Origin of the sequence: Micromonospora sp. DSM 45708 (assembly GCF_039566955.1) — a bacterium.
GTDB lineage: Bacteria > Actinomycetota > Actinomycetes > Mycobacteriales > Micromonosporaceae > Micromonospora.
This window is the reverse complement of sequence record NZ_CP154796.1, coordinates 2,563,368-2,585,500: the sequence shown is the minus strand read 5'-3', so window position 1 is coordinate 2,585,500 and position 22,133 is coordinate 2,563,368. Positions and strand designations below refer to the sequence as shown.

16 protein-coding genes and 1 pseudogene are annotated in these 22,133 nt (G+C 72.6%); 7 read left to right on the top strand and 10 right to left on the bottom strand.

The window, feature by feature from the left end; translation table 11 throughout:
* Nucleotides 1–10: 10 nt before the first annotated feature.
* The 3 genes from VKK44_RS11325 to VKK44_RS11315 are packed head-to-tail and all read right to left on the bottom strand — an operon-like array spanning nucleotide 11 to nucleotide 3,182.
* Complete coding sequence (locus VKK44_RS11325; protein WP_343447745.1) at nucleotides 11–877, bottom strand: carbohydrate ABC transporter permease; 867 nt, start codon at nucleotides 875–877, stop codon at nucleotides 11–13.
* Nucleotides 874–1,872, bottom strand: a complete 999-nt coding sequence (locus VKK44_RS11320) for a carbohydrate ABC transporter permease (protein WP_107157348.1) — start codon at nucleotides 1,870–1,872, stop codon at nucleotides 874–876. The genes VKK44_RS11325 and VKK44_RS11320 overlap by 4 nt, the downstream gene beginning before the upstream one ends.
* The gene (locus VKK44_RS11315) at nucleotides 1,869–3,182 is read right to left on the bottom strand and encodes an ABC transporter substrate-binding protein (RefSeq protein WP_343446865.1); all 1,314 of its coding nucleotides are present in this window, start codon (nucleotides 3,180–3,182) and stop codon (nucleotides 1,869–1,871) included. Before VKK44_RS11315 ends, VKK44_RS11320 begins: the two co-directional genes overlap by 4 nt.
* Before the next feature lie 134 nt (nucleotides 3,183–3,316).
* Between VKK44_RS11315 and VKK44_RS11310 the strand changes: the two genes are divergently transcribed.
* Nucleotides 3,317–4,321, top strand: a complete 1,005-nt coding sequence (locus tag VKK44_RS11310) for a LacI family DNA-binding transcriptional regulator (protein ID WP_343446864.1) — start codon at nucleotides 3,317–3,319, stop codon at nucleotides 4,319–4,321.
* A gap of 7 nt (nucleotides 4,322–4,328) precedes the next feature.
* Here VKK44_RS11310 and VKK44_RS11305 read toward each other — a convergent pair whose 3' ends face one another.
* Complete coding sequence (locus VKK44_RS11305; RefSeq protein ID WP_343446863.1) at nucleotides 4,329–5,819, bottom strand: RICIN domain-containing protein; 1,491 nt, start codon at nucleotides 5,817–5,819, stop codon at nucleotides 4,329–4,331.
* A gap of 168 nt (nucleotides 5,820–5,987) precedes the next feature.
* On the opposite strand from VKK44_RS11305, the gene VKK44_RS11300 reads away from it, so the two are divergent.
* Together VKK44_RS11300 and VKK44_RS11295 are read left to right on the top strand one after the other, a co-directional pair.
* Nucleotides 5,988–7,181, top strand: coding sequence for an endo-1,4-beta-xylanase (locus VKK44_RS11300; protein WP_343446862.1), 1,194 nt, complete (start codon nucleotides 5,988–5,990; stop codon nucleotides 7,179–7,181).
* 41 nt (nucleotides 7,182–7,222) lie between these two features.
* Nucleotides 7,223–8,073 (top strand): annotated as a pseudogene (locus tag VKK44_RS11295) (IS5 family transposase).
* Nucleotides 8,074–8,101: 28 nt separating this feature from the next.
* Here VKK44_RS11295 and VKK44_RS11290 read toward each other — a convergent pair.
* From VKK44_RS11290 to VKK44_RS11275, 4 genes are all read right to left on the bottom strand, one after another.
* Nucleotides 8,102–8,662, bottom strand: coding sequence for a DUF5872 domain-containing protein (locus VKK44_RS11290; protein ID WP_343446861.1), 561 nt, complete (start codon nucleotides 8,660–8,662; stop codon nucleotides 8,102–8,104).
* A 37-nt stretch (nucleotides 8,663–8,699) separates the two neighbouring features.
* The gene (locus tag VKK44_RS11285; RefSeq protein WP_343446860.1) at nucleotides 8,700–9,203 is read right to left on the bottom strand and encodes a hypothetical protein; all 504 of its coding nucleotides are present in this window, start codon (nucleotides 9,201–9,203) and stop codon (nucleotides 8,700–8,702) included.
* A gap of 83 nt (nucleotides 9,204–9,286) precedes the next feature.
* Nucleotides 9,287–10,000 carry a hypothetical protein gene (locus VKK44_RS11280; RefSeq protein ID WP_343446859.1) on the bottom strand — a complete coding sequence of 238 codons (714 nt, stop codon included), beginning with the start codon at nucleotides 9,998–10,000 and terminating at the stop codon, nucleotides 9,287–9,289.
* On the bottom strand, nucleotides 9,993–10,559 hold the full coding sequence (locus VKK44_RS11275; RefSeq protein WP_343446858.1) for an RNA polymerase sigma factor: 567 nt from the start codon (nucleotides 10,557–10,559) through the stop codon (nucleotides 9,993–9,995). Before VKK44_RS11275 ends, VKK44_RS11280 begins: the two co-directional genes overlap by 8 nt.
* A gap of 84 nt (nucleotides 10,560–10,643) precedes the next feature.
* Here VKK44_RS11275 and VKK44_RS11270 point away from each other — a divergent pair, with 84 nt between their 5' ends.
* Both VKK44_RS11270 and VKK44_RS11265 read left to right on the top strand, forming a co-directional pair.
* Nucleotides 10,644–12,209, top strand: a complete 1,566-nt coding sequence (locus tag VKK44_RS11270; RefSeq protein WP_343446857.1) for an FMN-binding glutamate synthase family protein — start codon at nucleotides 10,644–10,646, stop codon at nucleotides 12,207–12,209.
* 162 nt (nucleotides 12,210–12,371) lie between these two features.
* On the top strand, nucleotides 12,372–13,610 hold the full coding sequence (locus VKK44_RS11265; RefSeq protein ID WP_343446856.1) for a sugar efflux transporter: 1,239 nt from the start codon (nucleotides 12,372–12,374) through the stop codon (nucleotides 13,608–13,610).
* Here the strand turns inward: VKK44_RS11265 and VKK44_RS11260 are convergent.
* Both VKK44_RS11260 and VKK44_RS11255 read right to left on the bottom strand, forming a co-directional pair.
* Nucleotides 13,562–14,221 carry an SAM-dependent methyltransferase gene (locus VKK44_RS11260; protein WP_343446854.1) on the bottom strand — a complete coding sequence of 220 codons (660 nt, stop codon included), beginning with the start codon at nucleotides 14,219–14,221 and terminating at the stop codon, nucleotides 13,562–13,564. The genes VKK44_RS11265 and VKK44_RS11260 overlap by 49 nt on opposite strands.
* Nucleotides 14,222–14,373: 152 nt before the next feature.
* A complete protein-coding gene (locus tag VKK44_RS11255) occupies nucleotides 14,374–15,426 on the bottom strand; it encodes a S1 family peptidase (protein WP_343446852.1) in 1,053 nt (350 codons plus the stop codon).
* 731 nt (nucleotides 15,427–16,157) lie between these two features.
* On the opposite strand from VKK44_RS11255, the gene VKK44_RS11250 reads away from it, so the two are divergent.
* Both VKK44_RS11250 and VKK44_RS11245 read left to right on the top strand, forming a co-directional pair.
* Nucleotides 16,158–16,388, top strand: coding sequence for a DUF2188 domain-containing protein (locus VKK44_RS11250; protein ID WP_089154306.1), 231 nt, complete (start codon nucleotides 16,158–16,160; stop codon nucleotides 16,386–16,388).
* A 220-nt stretch (nucleotides 16,389–16,608) separates the two neighbouring features.
* Nucleotides 16,609–22,071 (top strand): ATP-binding protein, encoded by a 5,463-nt coding sequence (locus tag VKK44_RS11245; protein ID WP_343446851.1) that lies wholly within the window; start codon nucleotides 16,609–16,611, stop codon nucleotides 22,069–22,071.
* The last annotated feature ends 62 nt before the right edge of the window (nucleotides 22,072–22,133 follow it).

Below are 22,133 nucleotides of genomic sequence, written 5' to 3'. Positions count from 1 at the left end.
CCGCTGCCGCTCAGCCCTTGACCGCACCCTGCAGGCCACCGACGATCTGCTTCTCGGCGAGCGTGAAGAAGAGCAGTGCCGGCAGCATCGCCAGCGAGGTGAAGGCGAGGACGCCCGCGGTGTCGGTGGTGTACTGGCTGGAGAAGTTCTGCACCCCCAGCGGCAGGGTGTGCAGGTTGACGTCGCCGAGGACGAGCAGCGGCAGCAGGAACGCGTTCCAGCTCGCCACGAACGCGAGGATCCCGACGGTGACGAGCGCGGGCCGCGACAGCGGCAGCACGATGCGCCAGAGGAAGCCGAGCCGGTCCGCGCCGTCGATCGCCGCGGCGTCCTCCAGCTCCCGGGGGATGGCGGCCAGGAAGGGCCGCAGGATGACGATCGTGATCGGCAGCGAGAAGGCGACCTGCGGGAGGATCACCGCGTAGTAGGAGTTGATCAGATTCAGGTCCCGCAGCATCAGGTAGAGCGGCAGGATGGCCGCGCCGGCCGGGAAGAGCAGGCCGAGCGTGAAGAAGGTGTTGAGCGCCTCCCGGCCGCGGAACCTGTAGCGGGCGATCACGAACGCCGCGCACAGGCCCAGCACCACCACGCCGAGCGTGGTGCCCAGCGCGATCACCGCGCTGTTGAACGCCTGCCGCCAGAAGTCGCTCTGGGTCAGCACCCGCGCGTAGTTGTCCCACACCCACGGGTCGGGCAGCCCGGCCGGGTCGTCGACGATCTGCGGCGTGGTGCGGAAGCCGCCGACGATCACGTAGACGATCGGGGCGATCGACACCGCCGCGACCGCGAGCGCGAGCGCGTACGTGAGCGGCGTGCCCCAGGAGATCGGCCGGCGGCCGGCGGCCGGGGACAGGACGGAATTCGCGGTCACGGTCAGTTCGCCCTTCTCGTGATGGCGCCCTCGATGTCGCGGCGGAGCAGGAAGCGCTGGAACAGCAGTGCCGCCACGAAGGAGATGACGAACAGGATCACGGCCACCGCGTTGCCGTAGCCCCACAACCGGGCGAAGAAGCCGTTGTCCACCATGTACGTCGCCATGGTGGCCGACGCGCCGAGGGAGCGCACCGCCGGCACCGAGGTCACCCAGACCACGTCGAAGACCTGGAGCGAGCCGATCACCGACAGGAACATCCAGATCCGGATCGTCGGGCCGAGCAGCGGCAGCGTGATGTGGCGCTGGGTCTGCCACCAGCTCGCGCCGTCGATCGCGGCGGCCTCGGTCAGCTCCTCGGGCACGTTGGACAGGCCGGCCAGCAGCAGGATGATGGCGAAGCCGACGTACTTCCAGGTGAGGACGAACAGCAGCGTCCAGATGACCACGTCGAGGTCGGCGAGCCACGCCTGCACCAGGCCGCCCAGGCCCAGTGCCCGCAGCAGCTCGTCGGCCGTGCCGTCGCCGGTCAGGATCAGCTTCCACATGATGCCGACGGTGACCTCGGCGAGCACGTACGGCACGAAGGCCAGCAGCCGGAACGCGCCGCGCCCGCGGAAGCGGCGGTTGAGCAGCAGCGCGACGCCGAGCGCGAGCGGACCCTGGACCAGCAGCGACCCGAACACGACGATCGCGTTGTTGCGCAGCGCGTCGAGGAAGATCGGGTCCTGGAAGGCGAGGACGTAGTTCTTGAAGCCGACGAACTCGGTGGGTGGGCCCACCCCGCGCCACCGGAACAGGCTGTAGTAGAACGCGAAGCCCATCGGCACCAGCACGAACGTCACGTAGACGACGAGCGCCGGCGTGGTGAGCCCGACGATCTCGTACCACTTGCGGCGGGTCTCGGCCCGACGGGAGGAGGCGCGTCCGGTGGGCCGGGAGCCCGCCGGCGGCGCGGTGACGCCGCCGGCGGGGAACCGGGTCTGGTCGGTGGAGGTCACTTGCTCGCGGCCGCCTTCATGGCGGAGACGACCTTCTCCGGCGTGCCGTTGCCGGCGAAGATGGCGACGATGGCGTCGTTCATCGCGCTGCCGACGGTGCTGCCGTAGGCGGTGTCCAGCCAGAGCTGCACGTAGGTGGCCTCGGACGTGGCCGTCAGGATCGACTTCAGCGCGGGGTCGGTCACGCCGTCCGCCGCGCCCTTGGCGACCGGGAGGCCGGTGCCGGTGGCGGCGTAGCCCTTCTGCACCTCGGGGCTCACGAGGTACTTGAGGAACTCGACGCACTCCGCCGGCGCCTGCTTGGCGCAGGCGAACCCGTCGCCGCCGCCGAGGGCCGCCTTCGGGTCACCGGCGGACCCGGAGATCGCCGGCACCGGGAACCAGCCGAGGAACTTGCCGAGCTTCGCCTTGTCGGTGGCGACCGTGTCCAGGGTGCCCCGGTTCCAGTCGCCCATCAGCTCCATCGCGGCCTTGCCGTTGGCGAGCAGGCCGTTGGCGCTGGTCGGGTCGTTCTGGCCGGGCGTGGCGATGAAGTTGTTCTGGAACGGCTTGGTGTCGATGAAGGTCTTGAGGTCCTGGCCGGCCTTGACGAAGCACGGGTCGTCGAAGTTCCGGTCGGTGGACGCCTTCTTCAGCGTGTCGACGGAGCAGGCGCGCAGCGCGAAGTTGTACCACCAGTGGGCGGCGGGCCACTTGTCACCGGCGCCGAGGGCGATCGGCACGACGTTGATCGCCTTGAGCTTGGTGACCGCGGCGTTGAGTTCCTCGAAGGTGGTCGGCGGCGCCGAGATGCCCGCCTTCGCGAACATGTCCTTGTTGTACCAGACGCCCTCGATGCCCATCCGGTACGGCAGGCCGTACTGCTTGCCGTTGACCTGCCAGATCTCGGCCGCGGAGCCGATGTCGGCGACCTCGGTCTTGACCTGGTCGGTGATGTCCTTGAGGTAGTCGGCCTCCACCTGTTCGCGCATCTCGCCGCCGCCCCAGGCCTGGAAGACGTCCGGCGGGTCGTTGCTCAGCAGCGCGGCCGGGAGCCGGGTGCGCTGGAGCTGGTTGGTCTCGATCGCCTCGATCTCGATCTTGACGGTCGGGTGGGCGGTGGAGAAGTCCTTGGCGACCTTCTCCCAGTACGTCTTGCCGGGGCCGTCCTGGGAGGCGTTGTGCCACCAGGTCAGCGTCACCGGGTTCTTGTACAGCTCGCTCTCCGGAGCCGCCTTGTCGTCGTCGCCACCGCCGCTGCATCCGGCGGCGACGAGGGCGCTGGTCATCAACAGTGCCAGCACGGCACCGGCGCGGCGTTTCATCGCCATTAGATGTCTCCTCGACCACTCAGTCGGGTTACCTGTCGGGGAGTGTTACAGCCACGTAACTCGATGTCAATCGGTATCGATAACGTTTTCGAACCGTCGCGACGCAGCCCCGCGAGCCCTCTATCATCGTCGGCGTGACCTTCCCGCAGCGCGTCAAGATGTCGGACGTGGCCCGCACCGCCGGCGTCTCGGTGGCAACCGTATCCAAGGTTGTCAATGGGAGGTACGGCGTCGCCCAGGCCACCGTCGAACGCGTGCGGCAGGTCATCCACGAACTCGGGTACGAGGCCGACCTGGGCGCACAGAGCCTGCGCAGCCACCGGACGAACGTGCTGGGCATCCTGGTGGCCGAGTTCGAGCCGTTCTCCACCGAGCTGCTCAAGGGCGCCTCCCGTGAGGTGGCCGGCAGTGGCTACCAGTTGCTGGCCTACTCCAGCGGCGACGGCGAGGGCGCCGCCATCGGGTGGGAGCGTCGGTCGCTGGCCCGGCTGTCCGGGACGCTCATCGACGGCGCGGTGATCGTGACGCCGACCGTGGTCGAGACCAAGCACGGCTTCCACGTCGTGGCCGTCGACCCGCACACCGGCCCCTCCGGCCTGCCCACCGTCGACTCGGACAACTTCGCCGGCGCGGTGCTCGCCACCAACTACCTGCTGTCGCTCGGCCACCGCCGGATCGGGCACATCAGCGGGCGACCCGACCTGGAGTCGGCACGCCTGCGCGAGGCCGGCTTCCGCCAGGCCATGGCCGACGCCGGCGTGGCGGTGGACGAGCGGCTGGTCCGCGTCGGCGGCTTCCGGATCGAGGGCGCGGCCGGCACGGCGGCGGAACTGCTCGCGCTCCCCGACCGGCCGACCGCGATCTTCGCCGGCAACGACCTTTCGGCGATCTCCACGCTTGACGTGGCCCGGAGCATGGGCATCCCGGTGCCGGACGACCTGTCGGTGATCGGCTTCGACAACGTCCCCGAGTCGGCGCTCGTCGACCCGCCGCTGACCACGATCCGGCAGCCGCTGCAACGGATGGGCGCCGAGTCGCTGCGCCTGCTGATCGACCTGATCGCCGGCGTCGAACGCGACGCGCACATCCGGCTGCCCACCGAGCTGGTCGTGCGGGCCTCCTGCCGCCCGCACGACTAGGCCACCGTCAGACGGGCGTACGCGACCACTGCTGGTTGGCGCCGGTGTTGCACGGATACTGCTTGAGCACCACGCCGTCCGCGGTCGACAGGGCCGGCACGTCCACACACTTGCCGCTGTGTCGGGCCCGGAGCTGGAACCAGCCGCCGTTGGCCACCATCTGGAACTGCTGGTTCGCGCCGCTGCCGCAGGTGTACTGGATGAGCTCGGCGCCGTCGGCGGTCGAGGCGCCCACCACGTCGAGGCACCTGCCGCTGTGCCGGCTGACGAGGCGCCACCAGCCGCTGCCGGCGTCGACGAACTGCCACTGCTGCCACGCGTTGCCGCCGTACGTGTACTGGCCGACGCGCGCGCCGTTGTCGGTGTTCGGCGCCTGGACGTCCATCGCCTTGCCGCTGTGGCGCACGGTGATCCGGTAGAACGTCCCGGTCGTCGGCGGCGGCGTGGTGGGCCCGCCGACGGTGTCGCCCCACCCGTAGCGGATCCGGTCCGCGCCGGAGGGGTTGCGGACGGTCAGGTCGAGGTTCGTGCCGCTGCCGCTGAGCGAGAACATCGAGTACCAGTCGTAACCGATGGTGCCGGGCTTGCCCCCGAGGGCCGGCCAGTAGGTGCCGCCCATCCGGTTGTCGCGCATGACCTGGGCCATGGCGCGGATGTGGCGCACGAAGTTGTCGGTGCTGGCGGCGTCCGCGTAGTCACGGCCGTCGTTCATGGGCGCGCCGAACTCGGTGGCGACCGCGCGGGAGGCGCAGTTGCCGAGGCGGGTCTGGATGTGGCTCCGGAAGGCGTCGTAGCTCATCGCCTCGTAGAAGAACGCGTAGTGGTGGAAGGAGAACAGCGTCGCGGCGAAGCGGGGGTCGTTGCAGACGTCGCGCAGGTCCTGGCTGAAGCCGGTGCCGCCAATCAGCACCCGACCGGGCACCGCCGAGTAGTGGTAGCTGAGCCAGTTGGCCGCGACGTCGCGCCACTCCGCCGAGCTGTAGCCGTGCGGCTCGTTCATCGGCTCGAAGTAGACGTTGGGGTTCGCGCCGTACGTGTTCGTCACCGTGGACCACATCGCGTTCCACGCGGCGAGGTTCGTGATCCGGCCGCCGGAGGCGGCGCCGTCCTCCCAGTAGGCCAGGATGACCTTGAAGCCCCGCGCGGTGGCGGCGTCGATCGCGCCCCGGTAGGCCTCCCACCAGGCCGTTCCCACGGTGTGGGTGTTGACCGGCAGCCGGACGGTGTTGACGCCCATGGTGGCCGCCATGTCGTCGTAGAGGGCGTTGGCCTTGGCCCGCACGGTCGCGTTGCTGTCGGACATGCTCAGGCCCTGCACGACGAGCGGCCCGGTGCTGAAGTTGTCGCCCAGCACCGCCCAGTTCATGCCCCGGAACTGGTCGGTGGCGGCGGCTGCCGGCGACGAGGCGACCACGACGCCACCCACCAACGCGGTCATGGCGCCCACCAGCGCGACCAGCAACCGACGAAGCAACCGACTGCGCCTCACCTCGGCCATGCCTCAACCTCCATATACAGACAATCATCTATGTTCGCGCTAACATCGGCGGGTGTCAAGACATCGGGGCGACGCGGCGATTGACGGAGCCACATCGACCGCCGTAATGTTCCGGCCGAGTTTCGGAAAAGTTCCCGGAAGTTTCGCCCGCTTGCCGGAAGGACACCCATGAAGCCGAGCCGCTGGATCGCCGCCGGCCTGGTCGCCGTGGCGACCGCCGCCGCCCTCAACGCCGTCCCCGCCACCGCCGGACGCCCCTACGACCCGGCCGCACAGAGCCTGGGCGACCTGGCCAAGCGCCACGGCCTGTACGTGGGCACCGCGGTCGACATGGCCGCGCTCGACAACACCGCCGAGCCGCGCTACCGCGAGCTGGTCGGGTCCGAGTTCTCCACCGTCACCGCCGAGAACGTGATGAAGTGGGAGAGTCTGGAACCCACCCGGGGCACCTACGACTGGGCGCCGGCCGACGAGCTGGTCGCGTTCGCGCGCCAGCACCACCAGCGGGTCCGCGGCCACGTGCTGGTCTGGCACAACCAGTTGCCGGCATGGCTGACCAGCGGCGTCGAGGACGGCTCCATCGACACCGCCGAGCTGCGCCGCATCCTGCGCGACCACATCACCGCCGTGGTCCGCCACTTCAAGGGCCGGATCTGGCAGTGGGACGTGGTGAACGAGGCGGTCAGCGACCCCTGGGACACCCCGTCCACGCTGCACTACAAGGGCTTCTGGGCCGAGCACCTCGGCCCCGGTTACCTCGCGGACGCGTTCCGCTGGGCGCGCGCCGCCGACCCGGACGCGCTGCTGTTCTACAACGACTACAACATCGAGGCCTTCGGCTCCGGCAACCCGGCGGACGACAAGACGCAGTTCGTCTACGAGATGGCGCGGGACCTGCGGGCCCGGGGCGTACCGATCGACGGCGTCGGCAGTCAGGGCCACCTGGGCACCCAGTACGGCAACTACGACACGCTCCAGGTCGCCGCCGCGCTGCGGAAGTTCGCCGGGCTGGGGCTGGCGACCGCGTTCACCGAGGTGGACGTGCGCAGCCAACTGACCGCCGGGGTGCGGGCCGGTGACTCCGCCGAGATCAACCCACGGTTGCAGGCGTCCGCGGCCAACTTCAGCACGCTGCTGCGCGCCTGCCTGGCCGAGCGGCACTGCCTGTCGTTCACGCTCTGGGGCTTCACCGACAAGCACTCCTGGGTGCCGGGCGCGTTCTCGGACCCGCCGGAGGGCCTCGCCACCGTGTACGACGAGAACTACCAGCCGAAGCGGGCGTACCAGGAGCTGAAGGCCGACCTCATCTTCTCCGGGCCGCCGTTCGTGCTGCCCCGCGTCCCGCAGCAGCCGCGCCGCTAGGCGGTGTCTTCAAAGGATCTTGGTGTCGGATGATGTAGCGCGTGGGTCGTCGCTACGAGTTGTCTGAGGTCGAGTGGGAAACGCTGTCGCGGTACCTGCCGTCAGCGGTGACCGGTGGTCGGCCGCGGGTCGATGACCGGCGGGTGCTCAACGGGATCGTGTGGAAGATCCGGGCCGGGGCGGCGTGGCGGGACGTGCCCGCCCGCTACGGGTCCTGGCAGTCGATCTACACCCGTTTCCGCAGGTGGGCTCTGGACGGCACATTCGAGCGAATGCTCGCCGGGGTCCAGGCCGACGCGGACGCGTCCGGGGACATCGACTGGCTGGTGTCGGTCGACTCCACGATCGTGCGAGCTCACCAGCACGCAGCCGGCGCTAAAGGGGGCGCCGGGAATCGGACGAACCACAGGATCACGCCCTCGGTCGAAGTCGAGGTGGACTGACCACCAAGATTCACCTCGCCTGCGACGGCCTCGGCCGGACCCTGGCGTTCGTGCTCTCTGGCGGCAACGTCAACGACTGCACCCGCTTCGCCCACGTCATGGCTGCCATCCGAGTCGAACGGGTAGGAACCGGCCGGCCTCGGGTCCGCCCGGACCACGTCATCGCCGACAAGGGCTACAGCTCCAAGGCCATCCGGTCCGAGCTACGCCGACGAGGCATCGGGCACACCATTCCCGAGCGCGCTGACCAGCAGGCCAACCGCCGCCGACGAGGCAGGCGGGGCGGCCGGCCACCGGCCTTCGACAAGCAGCTCTACAAGCGGCGCAACGTCGTCGAACGCTGCTTCAACCGGCTCAAGCAATGCCGCAGCGTCGCCACCCGCTACGACAAGACCGCGACGTCGTACCAGGCCACCGTCACCATCGCCGCGCTACTGCAATGGTTGTAACTCTTTGAAGACACGGCCTAGGCCCGGCTCACGCCGCCCGCCGGCGGCCGAGTTCCGACTCCAGCCGTCCGATCAGCGTCTTGCGGGCCCGGCCACCGCGCTCCCGGCGCAGCGCCGCGTCGAGCTGGCGGGTGTCGAGGTCCCGCACCAGCTTCACCGCCTGCGCCACCGGCAGCTCGTTCACCTGCTCCGCCGCGGTCGCGTCCCGGCGGGCCCGCTTCGCCGGGCCGGTGTTGGAAACGTACTGCCGGCCGGTGCGGGACGCGCGCCGCTTGCGGCGGTCGGTTTCCCGCCGTTCCTGCTCGGACAGCTCCTCCCAGGCCTGTCTGGGCAGGTAACGGCGGGTTTCGCCGTCGTGTCGCGCACGCGTGTCGCCCTCCCGGGTCTGCCACTGCTCACCACCCCAGCGTTGCAGGGAACGCTGCCGTGCGTCCTTCGGGCCCTCGAAGCCCCCGCCGCGCTTCTTGTACTCGTTGGTCAGCAACTGCGACTTGCGGGCCGACCACTGCCCCGGCCGGCCACCCTTGTCGGAGGCCTTGATCTCCTCCTTCAGCCGTTCCCGGAGTTCCGGCTTCGTGTACTTCGCCATGACCCGGCGTTACCCGGACCGGGCGGGGCCATGCCCCTCAGGCGGCGGCCCGGTAGACGAGGTCCATCGTGTCGGCCCGGCCGGACCAGGCCAGCCGCAGGTGCCAACAGCCGGCCGCCGGCAGGTCGACGGTGGACGGCCCGGGGCCACCGGCCACCTCCCGGGTGACCCGGGTGCCGACACCGTCCAGCGTCGCGGTGATCACCAGCGTGGTCGACGCCGTCGGGTCGGGCGAGGCGGACGTCGGACTCCCCACCCAGAGGATCTTGTTGGTCGGTCCCTCGTGGCGGGCGTACGTCAACGGGTGCCCGAACAGGATCGCGACGATCTCCCCCCGGTCACCGAGAACATGCGGCATCCGCGTGTCGCCGCTGAACCCGGCGTCCGCCCAGTCCGGCAACCGGTCGGTCGCCACCGCCGCGCGGCAACCCGTCGCGGCGGGGGCGGCGGACGTACCGGCCGGGGCGGCGCCCGGCGGCGGGGCCGGCCGGCCCGCGCTCGTGCAGCCGGCCAGCAACAGCACCGGCACCACCAGAACCATGCCCGGACGGGACATCCGACACCCCCGATCGACGACGTGCTCTCCACCAGCAGGACACCGCCCGCGCCGGCCGGGTTCCCGGCTCACTCCAGCGAGCCCGCGACGTCGAGCGCCTCGCCCTGGGTCAGGTCGCCCTCCAGCCGGTAGCTCACGCCGCCCTCCTGCCAGATCAGCGTCGCCGCGCTCAGGCGCGCGGTGGCCACCCGCACGCTCCCCCGCCGATCGACGTACGCCAGCGCGTGCGGACCGCCGACCCAGATCGCGAAGTTGCCGTGCACATGCGTGAACGTCACGTCGGCGCCGGCCGCCTGCTTGTGGAACACGGTGTCGAGCGCGCCGTCGAACGCGTCCAGCCGCAGCGTTCCGCCCCGGTAGAGCAGGCTGGCCACCCGGTGCGCGCCCATGCCGTCCGGGTCGGCGACCAGCACCCGCTCGGGGGCGCCGAGCCGGGTCGGCACCCGGATCGGGAACCGGACCTGCCGCTGGGCCTCGGCGAACGCGACCGGACGCTGCGCCGGCAACGGCGACGGGGTGCCGGTGGACGGCGCGGGCGGGCCCGACGTGTCGATGACGACGCCGGAGAACCGCAGCAGCCCGGTCACCGCGTCGGCGACGGCGGCCCGGCCCGGCGGCAGCGCTGCCACGAGCAGGGCCGCGAGCACGGCGGCCAGCCAGTACCGCCACCGCCGACGTGGTGGCGCGGCGAGGCGGGCGCGGACCCGGGCGGTCACGTCCGGCGGCACGGCCGGTTCCAGCCAGTCGGTCAGGTCGCGCAGGTCCCGCTCCAGGTCATCCACGGCGCACCGCCTCGTGGTCGAGCAGGCCGCGCAGCTTGGCCAGGGCGCGGTGGGCCCGTGACTTCACGGTGCCCCGGGGCAGCCCCAGCACGGTGCTGGTCTCGTCCTCGGTGAGGTCGAGCAGGTAGCGACAGGCGATCACGTCGCGGTCCCGGGCCGGCAACCGGCGCAGCGCCCCGACCAGCGCGGCCCGGCGTTCGGCGGCGAGGACCGCGTCGAGCCCGTCCCCGGCGGTCGCCTCGGTCGCCGGGTCGGCGGCGGCGGCCCGCAGCGCCAACCCGTCCCGCCGGCCGCGCGAGCGGTGCAGGTTCCGGCTCTCGTTGGCCACGATGGCCAGCAGCCAGGACCGGAACGACGCCTCCCCCCGGTACCGGGACAGCTTCCGGTACGCCTTCACGAACGCCTCCTGAATGACGTCCTCCGCGTCCGGCCCGGCGCCGAGCAGCGCCGCCGTCCGGTACGCGGACGCGGTGTGCCGGGCGACCAGGAGGTCGTACGCCTCCCGGTCACCGGCGCGTACGCGGGTGACGATCTCGTCGTCGTCCAGGACAACCTCCACCTCGGTCCACTTCCCTGACACCGCTCGCGCCGGTCGGGTTCCCGCCCGAGTTTGGCCGGCGGCCCGGGCGGAAAGAGTGGCGGGATGAGCTGGGCCAGAAGAGCCGTACCCGCCGCCGTCGCCGCGCTCGCCGCACGGGACCTGCTGCAACGTGACCACGCGCTGCGCCGCAACTTTCCCGTCCTCGGCCGCGCCCGCTACCTGATCGAGTCGATCGGGCCCGAGCTGCGCCAGTACGTCGTGGCCGGCAACGACGAGGAACGGCCCTTCACCCGCGACCAGCGGCGCTGGGTGTACGCCTCGGCGAAACAGGAGAACAACTACTTCGGCTTCGGCACCGACAACGACATCGAGCACACCCGCGGCTATCCGATCATCAAGCACCGCACGTTCGGGCGGGCCGTGCCGCCGTCGGCGCCCGGCGCCGGGCACGACGTGGCGCTGCCGTGCGCCAAGGTGCTGGGCGCGGCGCGCGGGCGGGCGCGGGCGTTCCGCCCGGAGTCGGTGGTCAACATCTCCGGAATGAGCTTCGGCTCGCTCTCCGGCAACGCGATCGAGGCGTTGAACCGGGGCGCCGCGCTGGCCGGCTGCTTCCAGAACACCGGCGAGGGCGGCCTGTCGCCCTACCACCGCAAGGGCGGGGACCTGGTCTTTCAGCTCGGCACCGCCTACTTCGGCTGCCGTGACGAGCAGGGCCGGTTCAGCCTGGACCGGCTCAAGGACCTGGTGGCGGACGCGCCGGTGCGGGCGTTGGAGATCAAGCTCAGCCAGGGCGCCAAGCCCAGCCTGGGCGGCCTGCTGCCGGCCGCGAAGGTCTCCGCCGAGATCGCTGCCACCCGGGGCGTTGCGGCCGGGCAGGACTGCGTCAGCCCGTCGCGGCACGCCGAGTTCTCCGACTGCGACAGCCTGCTGGACTGGGTGGAGCTGCTGGCCGCCGAGACCGGCCTGCCGGTCGGCATCAAGTCGGCCGTCGGCGACCAGGGCTTCTGGGAGGAGCTGGCCACGCTGATGCGCGACACCGGCCGCGGCGTCGACTTCGTGACCGTCGACGGCGGCGAGGGCGGCACCGGGGCCGCCCCGCTGATCTTCAGCGACTCCGTGTCGCTGCCGTTCCAGCAGGGCTTCTCCCGCGTCTACCGGACGTTCGCCGAGCACGGCCTGCACGAGCAGGTGGTGTTCGTCGGCGCGGGCAAGCTCGGCCTGCCGGACAACGCGGTGGTCGCGTTCGCGCTCGGCGCGGACATGGTCAACGTCGGCCGGGAGGCGATGCTGGCCATCGGCTGCATCCAGGCGCAGAAGTGCCACACCGACACCTGCCCGACCGGCGTCGCGACCCAGAACGCCTGGCTGGCCCGGGGCCTGGACCCGGCCCGCAAGTCGGTGCGGGCCGCCAACTACGTCCGGACGCTCCGCCGGGACCTGGTCAAGGTCGCCGAGGCGTGCGGCGTCGAGCATCCCGGCCTGATCGGCACCGACTCGGTCGAGATCGTCGACGGCCGGACCGCCGCCACGCCGCTGGACCAGGTGTACGGCTACCGGCCGGAGTGGGGGCTGCCGTCGGCCGCCGACCGGGCGGAGATCGTCCGGCTGATGACGGCCGAGGCGCCGCGCGGCGGCAGCGCGCCGCCGTCGGCCACCGCCGTCGGTTAGGACGCCGGGCGGAGGACCGCAAGGCGTACGCGGACCGGTCCCGCTCGGCCCGGTGGCTGGAGAGCGTGCACCAGGCTCCCGCCGCCGGGGCCGGTTGAGCACCGGTCGGGCGGGCCGGTAATCCGCTGGGGCCGGTCCGGGGTACGGCGTAGCGTGCGCCGTATGGCTGTGGACACCCGGCCGGCGCCGCGCGCCGGCCGCCTCCGGCTGCTGCCGCTGGCCCTGCTGTTCCTGACCGTCGGCACCTCCGTCTCCGTGGTGATGCCCTTCCTGTCGCTGTTCCTCAACACCGAGGTGCGGGCCGGTCCGGGGCGGGTCACGGTGTTCCTGGTGGTCGCGCCGCTGGCCGGGGTGGTCGTGGCCGTGCTGGTCGGGCGGCTGTCGGACCGGTGGCCGATCCGGCGCCGGCTGCTGATCGGCGCGGCGCTGGCCGGGATGGTGGGCACCGGCCTGATCGCGTTCGTCCGCGACTACTGGATCCTGATGGTGCTGACCGCGACCGTCATGGCGCTGGCCAACTCGCTGTTCCCGCAGTCGTTCGCCTACACCCGCCAACTGCTCGACCGCGACAGCCCCGGGCGGGCGGCGCTCGGCGTCAGCGTGATGCGTACCGTCTTCTCGCTGTCCTGGGTGGCCGGGCCGCCGCTGGCCGCGATCCTGCTCTCCGTCGGCGGCTTCCGGCTGGCCTACGGCACCGCGGCGGCCATGTACGCGCTGGCCGCGTTGATCGCCACGCTCCGGCTGGAGGAGCTGCCGGTGCCGCCGCGGCCGGCCCCGGACGAGCCGGTCGCCGGCCCGCCGGACGCGTCGCGGTGGCGGTTGGCGCTGACCGTGGCCGCGTTCACCATGTTGCAGTGCCCGCTGACGCTCGGCGTGCAGGTGCTGCCGTTGTTCATCGGCCGGGAGCTGCGCGGTGACCCGGCGGACGCGGGCCTCGTGCTGGGCCTCTGCGCCGCGCTGGAGATCCCGCTCATGCTGGGGCTGGGCGCGCTCACCGCGCGGGTCCGGCTACGGCCGTTGATCCTGCTCGGCGCCGGCTGCGGCATCGCCTACTACGCGGTCGCCGCCGGGGCGACGAGCGTGCCGGTGCTGCTCTTCGCGCAGCCGGTCAACGCGCTGTTCATCGCCGCGGTCTCCGGTGTCGGCATCTCGTACGTGCAGGATCTGCTGCCGGGCCAGCCCGGCCGGGCCACCACGCTGTTCACCAACACGTTCCCGATCGGCGCCATGCTCGCCGGCCCGTTGCTGGGGCTCTCCGCGCAGGTCGGCTTCCGCTGGGCGTACGCCATGGCCGCGACGTTGTGCGCGGCCGGAATGCTGGTGCTGGTGCTGACCCGGCCGGGGGCGGACGGTCAGCGGCGGTGGGCCAGGACCACGTGGTCGACCAGCTCTCCCGGCTGACCGTCGGGGCCGGTGGCGGTCCGCCGCGTCGCGCCCAGCCGCTCGATGCTCCAGCCGTCCGGGTCGAGGTCGATCGCGCTGAGGATCTGCTCCGGGCTGGCGAAGCGGGGGTCGTCGGCGTCGAGCCCGGACCACGGCGGTGGTGCGCCGTGCTCGACGACGAGCAGCCGGCCGCCGGGCGCGACCGCCCCGGCCGCCCGCGGGAGCACCTCCTCCCGCGGCAGGACCAGCGGGGACTGGAAGAACTGCGCCGACACCAGGTCGAAGCGGCCGGCCGGGAAGTCCCGGGTCACGTCGTGCCGGGCGGTGGTGATCCGGTCCGCCACGCCGGCCCGGGCGGCCTCGACCGCGAGCCGCTCCAGCGCCACGGTCGAGACGTCCACGGCGGTGACGTGCCAGCCCCGGGCCGCCAGCCAGACCGCGTCGCCGCCCTCCCCGCTGCCCAGGTCGAGCACGCTGCCCGGCGGCAGGTCGGCGGCCACCTCGGCGAGCACCGGGTTGACCCGGCCGCTCCAGATCCGGTCCGACTGCCCGTACCGCTCGTCCCAGAACCGGGCCGGGTCGGTGTCCGCCGGCGGGTCCTGGTGGTGCTGGTGGTGGTGCCCGGTCATGCCTGCCTCCTTCGCCGCCGGGCGCTTCGGCGGCCCGGCTCCGCCATCGTGCGCGCGCAGGCGAACCAGTGGCAAGAATCCTTGCCGTTCCGGCAAAAAGAAGCGGGACGGGGCCGCCGGTCGCCCGGCGGCCCCGTCCGTGCGCGAACGCGTCAGGCGATGCTGACGCCGTACACGCTGAGCGCCTCGGTCACCGGCTGGAAGTAGGTGGTCCCGCCGGAGGAGCAGTCACCGTTGCCGCCGGAGGTCAGGCCGATCGCGCTGCTGCCGCTGAACAGCGAGCCGCCACTGTCGCCCGGCTCGGCGCAGACGTTCGTGCGGATCAGGCCGGAGACGCTGCCCTCGGCGTAGTTCACCGTGGCGTCGAGCGCCTCGACCGTGCCGCCGTGCAGGCCGGTGGTGCTGCCGGAACGCTGCACCGACTGCCCGACGAACGCGTCGGCCGCGCCGGTGATGGCCTGCGTGCTGCCGTTGTAGAGCGAGACGCTGCCCTCGGCCGCGCCGGCGTCCGTGTGCTGCACGATGCCGTAGTCGTTACCGGGGAAGCTGCCGGTGCCACCGGTGCCGAGCTGGCTGCTCTGCCCGGAGTCGGCGTACCAGTTGGCGGCGATCGCGGTGCAGTGCCCGGCGGTCAGGAAGTAGGAGGTGCTGCCGCTGCGCACGTTGAAGCCGAGCGAGCAACGTCCGCCGCCCTGGGCGTAGATGGCCTCGCCGCCGGCCGTCCGGGTGCCGAGCGTGCCGGCCTCGCGCTCGATCCGGATCGTGCCGTCGAGCTGCTTCGCGACGGCCCTGACCCGGTCCAGCTTCGCGCCGGTGACGGTGCTGTCGACCGAGACGACGACCTGGTTGGTCGCCGGGTCGGTCCACCAGGCGGTGCCGGGGATGCGGGCGGACTTGTCGAGCGCCGAGGTGGCGCGGGCGAGGTCGTCCGCGCCCCGGGTGACGAGCTTCGGGGTGGCGCCGGCCGCGCGGACCTTCTGGGCGGCGGCGGCGTCGGTCACCGTGACGACCATGGCGCCGGCGGCGTCGGCGTACGTCCCGGCGGAGCGGTCGCCGAGTGCGGCGGCGAGCGCGGTGGCCTTCTCGGGGGTGGCGGACGTCTCGGGTGCGGCGTGGGCGGGTGCGCCGGCCAGAGCGCCGACGACCAGTGCGCCGGCCACCGTGAGGGCGGTGGCGGAACGCCGTGATGACCCGGAGAGTCGCATATGGATACCTCCTGGAGCTGAGCACGGGCGGCCTTTCGGCAGCCCCGGGCAGCCGTTCGGCCGGTGAGGCGCGACCGATCGGGCTTCGTCGAAGTTGTCACACGTTTGTCATTGATGGCAAGAGTTCCGCTTGCGCCGACTAGCCCCGATCTCAGCACTTGGGTCGGGTAGGACCGATCGACGACGACTCGGGCGGTTGGCGGCATTCACGCGCGTCCTTACTGGTCAGTAACGCGATCCGCGTCACCCTCGCCGGTCCCCTGCCACGGGCCGCCGACCAGATGCCGGGACGAGATCGACACCCCGCAAAATCACGCCTCCCTCCCACGCCCCCGCCACCCACCCACCCGCCCACGGACGCCTGATTCACGGAAAGAGTGGCTATTCCGGCGGCAATGGCCACTCTTTCCGTGAATCTGCGAGCGGCGGGGGCGGGGGGCGCGGGGGCGGAGGCGCGGGGGGCGCGGGGGGCGGGGCGGGGGTACGGGGCGGGAGCGCGGGGGGCGCGGGCGCGGGGCGGGCGCGGGGGGCGGGCGCGGGGGGCGGGCGCGGGGGGCGGGCGCGGGGGGCGGGCGCGGGGGCGCGGGGGCGGGGCGGGGCGGGGGTGCGGGGCGGGGCGGGGGTGCGGGGCGGGAGCGGGGTGGGAGGGATGGGGAGGGGGCGGGAGGATTAGCGGGGCGGGGGTGGGGGCAGACATTCGTCATCGACCACGGATCGAGGGAGCTGACGACATGGCGAAGGGTGACATCGACACCTACCAGCAGGACGGGCAGTGGAAGAACCGCCCGGAGGGCAACGAGCGCGCCAGCAGCCGGCACGACACGAAGGCCGAGGCGGAGGCCGCCGGCCGGGAGATGGCGGCCGAGCGGGGCACCGAGCACGTGATCAAGAAGCAGGACGGCACGATCGGCGAGAAGAACACGTACCCGCGCAGCCGCGATCCCCGGGAGATCCCGGGCTGAGCCGCCCTCCCGACCGCCGGACAGCGCCGGACCCACTCGGGTACGGCGCTGTCCGGCGTATTGCCATAAAAAGTTTTGTGTGGTTCCTACAACGGTCGCCGCTCAGGGTTCGGCGATTACGACATGGCGCCACCCGCGGACAGAAGGAAAGGTGAGGCAAGCCGGGGGGCACCGCCGCCACCCGGCGTAACACCGTGGGTCTACCGAAGGGGACGGTCACGTGTTCACCCGTGTCGCCATCGTCAACCGTGGTGAGGCCGCCATGCGGCTCATCCACGCGGTCCGGGAACTGGCCGCGGAGACCGGCAGCCGGATCGAGACCGTCGCGCTCTACACCGACGTCGACCGCACCGCCACCTTCGTCCGCGAGGCGGACGTCGCCTACGACCTCGGGCCCGCGTCCGCCCGCCCGTACCTCGACCTCAAGGCGCTGGAACGCGCGCTGGTGGAGACCCGTGCGGACGCCGCGTGGGTGGGTTGGGGTTTCGTGGCCGAGGACCCGGCCTTCGCCGAGCTGTGCGAGAAGGTCGGCGTCACGTTCGTCGGGCCCAGCGCGGACGCGATGCGCAAGCTCGGCGACAAGATCGGCGCCAAGCTGATCGCCGAGGAGGTCGGCGTGCCGGTCGCGCCGTGGAGCCGCGGCGCGGTGGAGAGCCTGGAGGCGGCGGTGGCCGCCGCGGCGGAGATCGGCTACCCGTTGATGCTGAAGGCGACCGCCGGCGGCGGCGGGCGCGGCATCCGGGTGGTCCGCAGCGACGCGGAGCTGGCCGACGCGTACGAGCGGACCAGCCAGGAGGCGGCACGGGCGTTCGGCAGCGGCGTGGTGTTCCTGGAGCGCCTGGTCACCGGCGCCCGCCACGTCGAGGTGCAGGTGATCGCGGACGGGCAGGGCACCGCGTGGGCGCTCGGCGTCCGGGACTGCTCGGTGCAGCGGCGCAACCAGAAGGTGATCGAGGAGTCGGCCTCGCCGCTGCTCGACGCGGCGCAGGTCGCCGAGCTGAAGGCGTCGGCGGAGCGGCTGGCGGTCGCGGTCGGCTACCGTGGCGCGGCCACGGTGGAGTTCCTCTACCACCCCGGCGACCGGCTCTTCGCCTTCCTGGAGGTGAACACCCGGCTCCAGGTGGAGCACCCGATCACCGAGTCGACCACCGGGTTCGACCTGGTGAAGGCGCAGTTGCACGTCGCCGGCGGCGGTCGGCTCACGGGCGAGCCGCCGGCCGAGCGCGGGCACGCCATCGAGGCGCGGCTCAACGCCGAGGACCCGGACCGCGACTTCGCCCCCTCCCCCGGGCGGATCACCCGGCTGGACCTGCCGGCCGGCCCGGGCATCCGGGTGGACACCGGGGTCAGCGAGGGCGACACCATCCCGGCCGACTTCGACTCCATGATCGCCAAGATCATCGCGTACGGCCGGGACCGGGACGAGGCGCTCGGCCGGCTGCGCCGCGCGATGGCGAACACCATCGTGGTCATCGAGGGCGGGGCGACCAACAAGAGCTTCGTGCTGGACCTGCTCGACCAGCCCGAGGTGATCGACGCCAGCGCGGACACCGGCTGGATCGACCGGGTCCGCGGCGAGGGCCGGCTGGTCGCGCACCGGCACTCCGCGGTGGCGCTGGCCGCCGCCGCGATCGAGGCGTACGAGGAGGACGAGACCGCCGAACGGCAGCGGCTGCTCTCCACCGCGGCCGGCGGGCGGCCCCAGGTGCAGCACCGCAGCGGCCGGCCGCTGGACCTGAAGCTGCGCGGCGTGAGCTACCGGATGCGGGTGGCCCGGATCGGCGCGCACCGGTTCCGGGTCGGCATCGAGGTCGGCGGCGACGCGCGTACCGCCGACGTCGAACTGGACCGCTTCGACCGGCACACCGGGCAGATCGCCGTCAACGGCGTCCGCTACCGCCTGCTCACCGGCACCCACGGGCCGGTCCACCTGGTCGAGGTGGACGGCGTCACGCACCGGATCAGCCGCGACGAGGGCGGCGTGCTGCGCTCCCCGATGCCGGCGCTCGTCGTCGCCACGCCGCTGGAGGTCGGCGCGGAGGTCGAGGCCGGCGCGCCGGTGCTGGTGCTGGAGGCGATGAAGATGGAGACGGTGCTGCGGGCGCCGTTCCGGGCCCGCCTGAAGGAGTGCGCCGTCGCGGTCGGCTCCCAGGTGGAGGCCGGCGCGCCGCTGCTGCGCCTGGAGCCGGTCGCCGAGGAGGACGCCGAGTCCGCCGCGGCCCCGGTCGAGGCGACCGTCGAGCTGGATCTGCCCGCCGCGCCCGCGGACGTCCCGGCGCGGACCCGGGCCGAGCGCGGCCACGAGGACCTGCGCGGGCTGCTGCTGGGCTTCGACGTCGACCCGCACGACGAGCGTCGCGTCCTCGACGACTACCTCGACGCGCGGCGGGCGGCCACCGAGGCCGGGCACCGGCCGCTGGCCGAGGAGCTGGAACTGGTCGACATCTTCGCCGACCTGGCCGAGCTGAGCCGCAACCGGCCCGGCGGGGACGACGGCCCGGGCGGGCACCTGCACAGCGCCCGCGAGCACTTCCACACCTACCTGCAGAGCCTCGACGTGGAGCGGGCCGGGTCGCCGGAGCCGTTCCGGGCCCGCCTGGCCAAGGCGCTCGGCCACTACGGCGTCACCGAGCTGGACCGCTCCCCCGCGCTCGAGGCCGCGGTGTTCCGGATCTTCCTGGCCCAGCAGCGGGCCACCGTCGACGCCGGCGTGATCGCCGCGCTGCTGCGCTCCTGGCTGCGCGAGCTGCCGCCGGACGAGGCGTTGCGCGAGCCCGCCGGCCTCGCGTTGGAGCGGCTGATCGCGGCCACCCAGGTCCGCTTCCCGGTCGTCGCGGACCTGGCCCGGGGCGTGGTCTTCGCCTGGTTCGCCCAGCCGCTGCTGCGCCGCAACCGGGCCCGGGTGTACGCGCGGGTCCGGTCGCACCTGCGTCACCTCGACCTCCACCCGGACGCGCCGGACCGCGACGAGCGGGTCGCCGAGATGGTCCGCAGCACCGAGCCGCTGGTCCGGCTGCTCGGCCAGCGGCTGGTCCGGGACAACCTGGACAACGCGACGATGCTGGAGGTGCTGACCCGCCGCTACTACGGCAACAAGGCGCTCACCGGCGTCCGCACCCGTACCGCCGGGGGTTGCGTGTTCGTGGTGGCCGACCGCGCGGAGTCGAGCGTGGTGTCGGCCGCGGTGCGGTTCGACGCGCTCGGCGACGCGCTGCGCGGGCTGGCCGAGGTCGCCGCGGACTGCGCGGCCGTCGACGCGGACGTCTACCTGGCCTGGGAGAACCAACCCGAGGACTTCGACGCCACGGCCGCCGCGCTGCTCGACGTGATCAACGCGCACCCGCTGCCGGACCGGGTGCGCCGGCTCACCACCACGGTGGCCGGTCGGGGCGGCGCGGTCATGCACCACCACTTCACGTTCCGCCCGGACGGGACCGCGATGGCCGAAGAGCGGCTGATCCGGGGCCTGCACCCGTACATCGCGCAGCGGATGCAGTTGGAGCGGCTGCACCGGTTCGACCTGACCCGGCTGCCGTCGCTGGACGAGGAGGTCTACCTCTTCCAGGCGGTCGCCCAGGAGAACCCGACGGACCAGCGGCTCGTCGCGTTCGCCCAGGTCCGGGACCTGACCGAGCTGCGCGAGCAGGACGGCCGGCTGGTGGCGCTGCCGACCACCGAGGACGCGGTCACCGCCTGCATCGACTCGATCCGTCGGGCGCAGTCCCGGCGGCCGTCGAAGGTCCGGTTCCCCACCAACCGGATCGTCATCTACGTCTGGCCGCCGAGCGAGCTGACCCGTGAGGAGATGGAGCGGATCGCCGCCCGGGTGCGCCCGACCACGGTCGGCGCGGATCTGGAGGAGATCCTGTTCATCGGGCGGCAGCGTGACCGCCGGACCGGCGAGCTGACCAAGGTCGGCGTGCGGATCACGTTCGACGTCACCGGGCAGGCCCGGCTCACCGTGGGCGAGCCGCCGACCGAGCCGGTCGAGCCGCTGGACGACTACCGGCTCAAGGTGCTGCGGGCGGCCAGCCGCAACACGGTCTACCCGTACGAGCTGACCGGGCTGCTCGGCGAGTTCACCGAGCACGACCTGGACGCCGACCACGTGCTGGTGCCGGTGGACCGGCCGAAGGGGCGCAACACCGCCGCGATCGTGGCCGGTGTGGTCCGTACGCCGACGCCGCGGCACCCGGACGGCGTGACCCGGGTGGTGCTGCTCGGCGACCCGACCAAGTCGCTCGGCGCGCTGTCGGAGCCGGAGTGCCGGCGGGTGATCGCCGCGCTGGACCTGGCGCAGCGGATGGGTGTGCCGCTGGAGTGGTACGCGCTCTCGGCCGGCGCCCGGATCTCGATGACCTCGGGCACCGAGAACATGGACTGGGTGGCCGCGGCGCTCAAGCGGATCGTCGAGTTCACCCAGGCCGGCGGCGAGATCAACATCGTGGTGGCGGGCATCAACGTCGGCGCCCAGCCGTACTGGAACGCCGAGGCGACGATGCTCATGCACACCAAGGGTGTGCTGGTGATGACGCCGGACTCGGCGATGGTGCTCACCGGCAAGCAGTCGCTGGACTTCTCCGGCGGCGTGTCCGCCGAGGACAACTTCGGCATCGGCGGCTACGACCGGGTGATGGGCCCGAACGGTCAGGCGCAGTACTGGGCGCCGGACCTGCCGGCCGCCCACGGCGTGCTGATGGCGCACTACGACCACACGTACGTGGCGCCGGGCGAGGACGCGCCGCGCCGGGCCACCACCACCGACCCGGTGGACCGGGACGTGTCGACGTTCCCGCACGCGCTGGCCGGCAGCGACTTCACCACCGTCGGTGAGATCTTCTCCGCCGCCGCGAACCCGGACCGGAAGAAGCCGTTCGACATCCGTACCGTGATGCGGGCCCTCGCGGACCAGGACCACCCGGTGCTGGAGCGGTGGGCGGGCATGGCCGACGCGGAGACCGCGGTGGTGCAGGACGTGCACCTCGGCGGCATCCCGGTGTGCCTGCTCGGCATCGAGTCCCGGTCGGTGCCCCGGCACGGCTTCCCGCCCACCGACGGCCCGGACACCTACACCGCCGGCACGCTGTTCCCCCGGTCGTCGAAGAAGGCGGCGCGGGCGATCAACGCGGCCAGCGGGAACCGTCCGCTGGTGGTGCTGGCCAACCTGTCCGGCTTCGACGGCTCGCCGGAGTCGATGCGCAAGCTGCAACTGGAGTACGGCGCGGAGATCGGCCGGGCGATCGTGAACTTCCGCGGCCCGATCGTGTTCTGCGTGATCTCGCGCTACCACGGCGGCGCGTTCGTGGTGTTCTCCAAGGCGCTGAACCCGGCCATGACGGTGCTGGCGATCGAGGGCTCGTTCGCCTCGGTGCTCGGTGGCGCGCCGGCCGCCGCCGTGGTCTTCGCCGGCGAGGTCGCCGCGCGCACCGCCGCCGATCCCCGGGTACGCGAGCTGGAGAGCCGGGTCGGGGCCGCCGCCGGCACCGGGCGCGCGACGCTCACCGGGGAGCTGGACGAGCTGCGGTCGTCGGTGCGGGCCGAGAAGCTGGGCGAGGTGGCCGCGGAGTTCGACCGGGTGCACAGCATCCAGCGTGCCGTCGAGGTCGGTTCCGTGGACGCGGTGATCCGCGCCGCCGAGCTGCGTCCCCGGGTCGTCGCGGCGATCGAGGCGCACCTGGGCTGACCCGCGTCACGCCGACGGCGGCGGACGGGCCTCGGGCCCGTCCGCCGCTTCGCGTGTGGCGG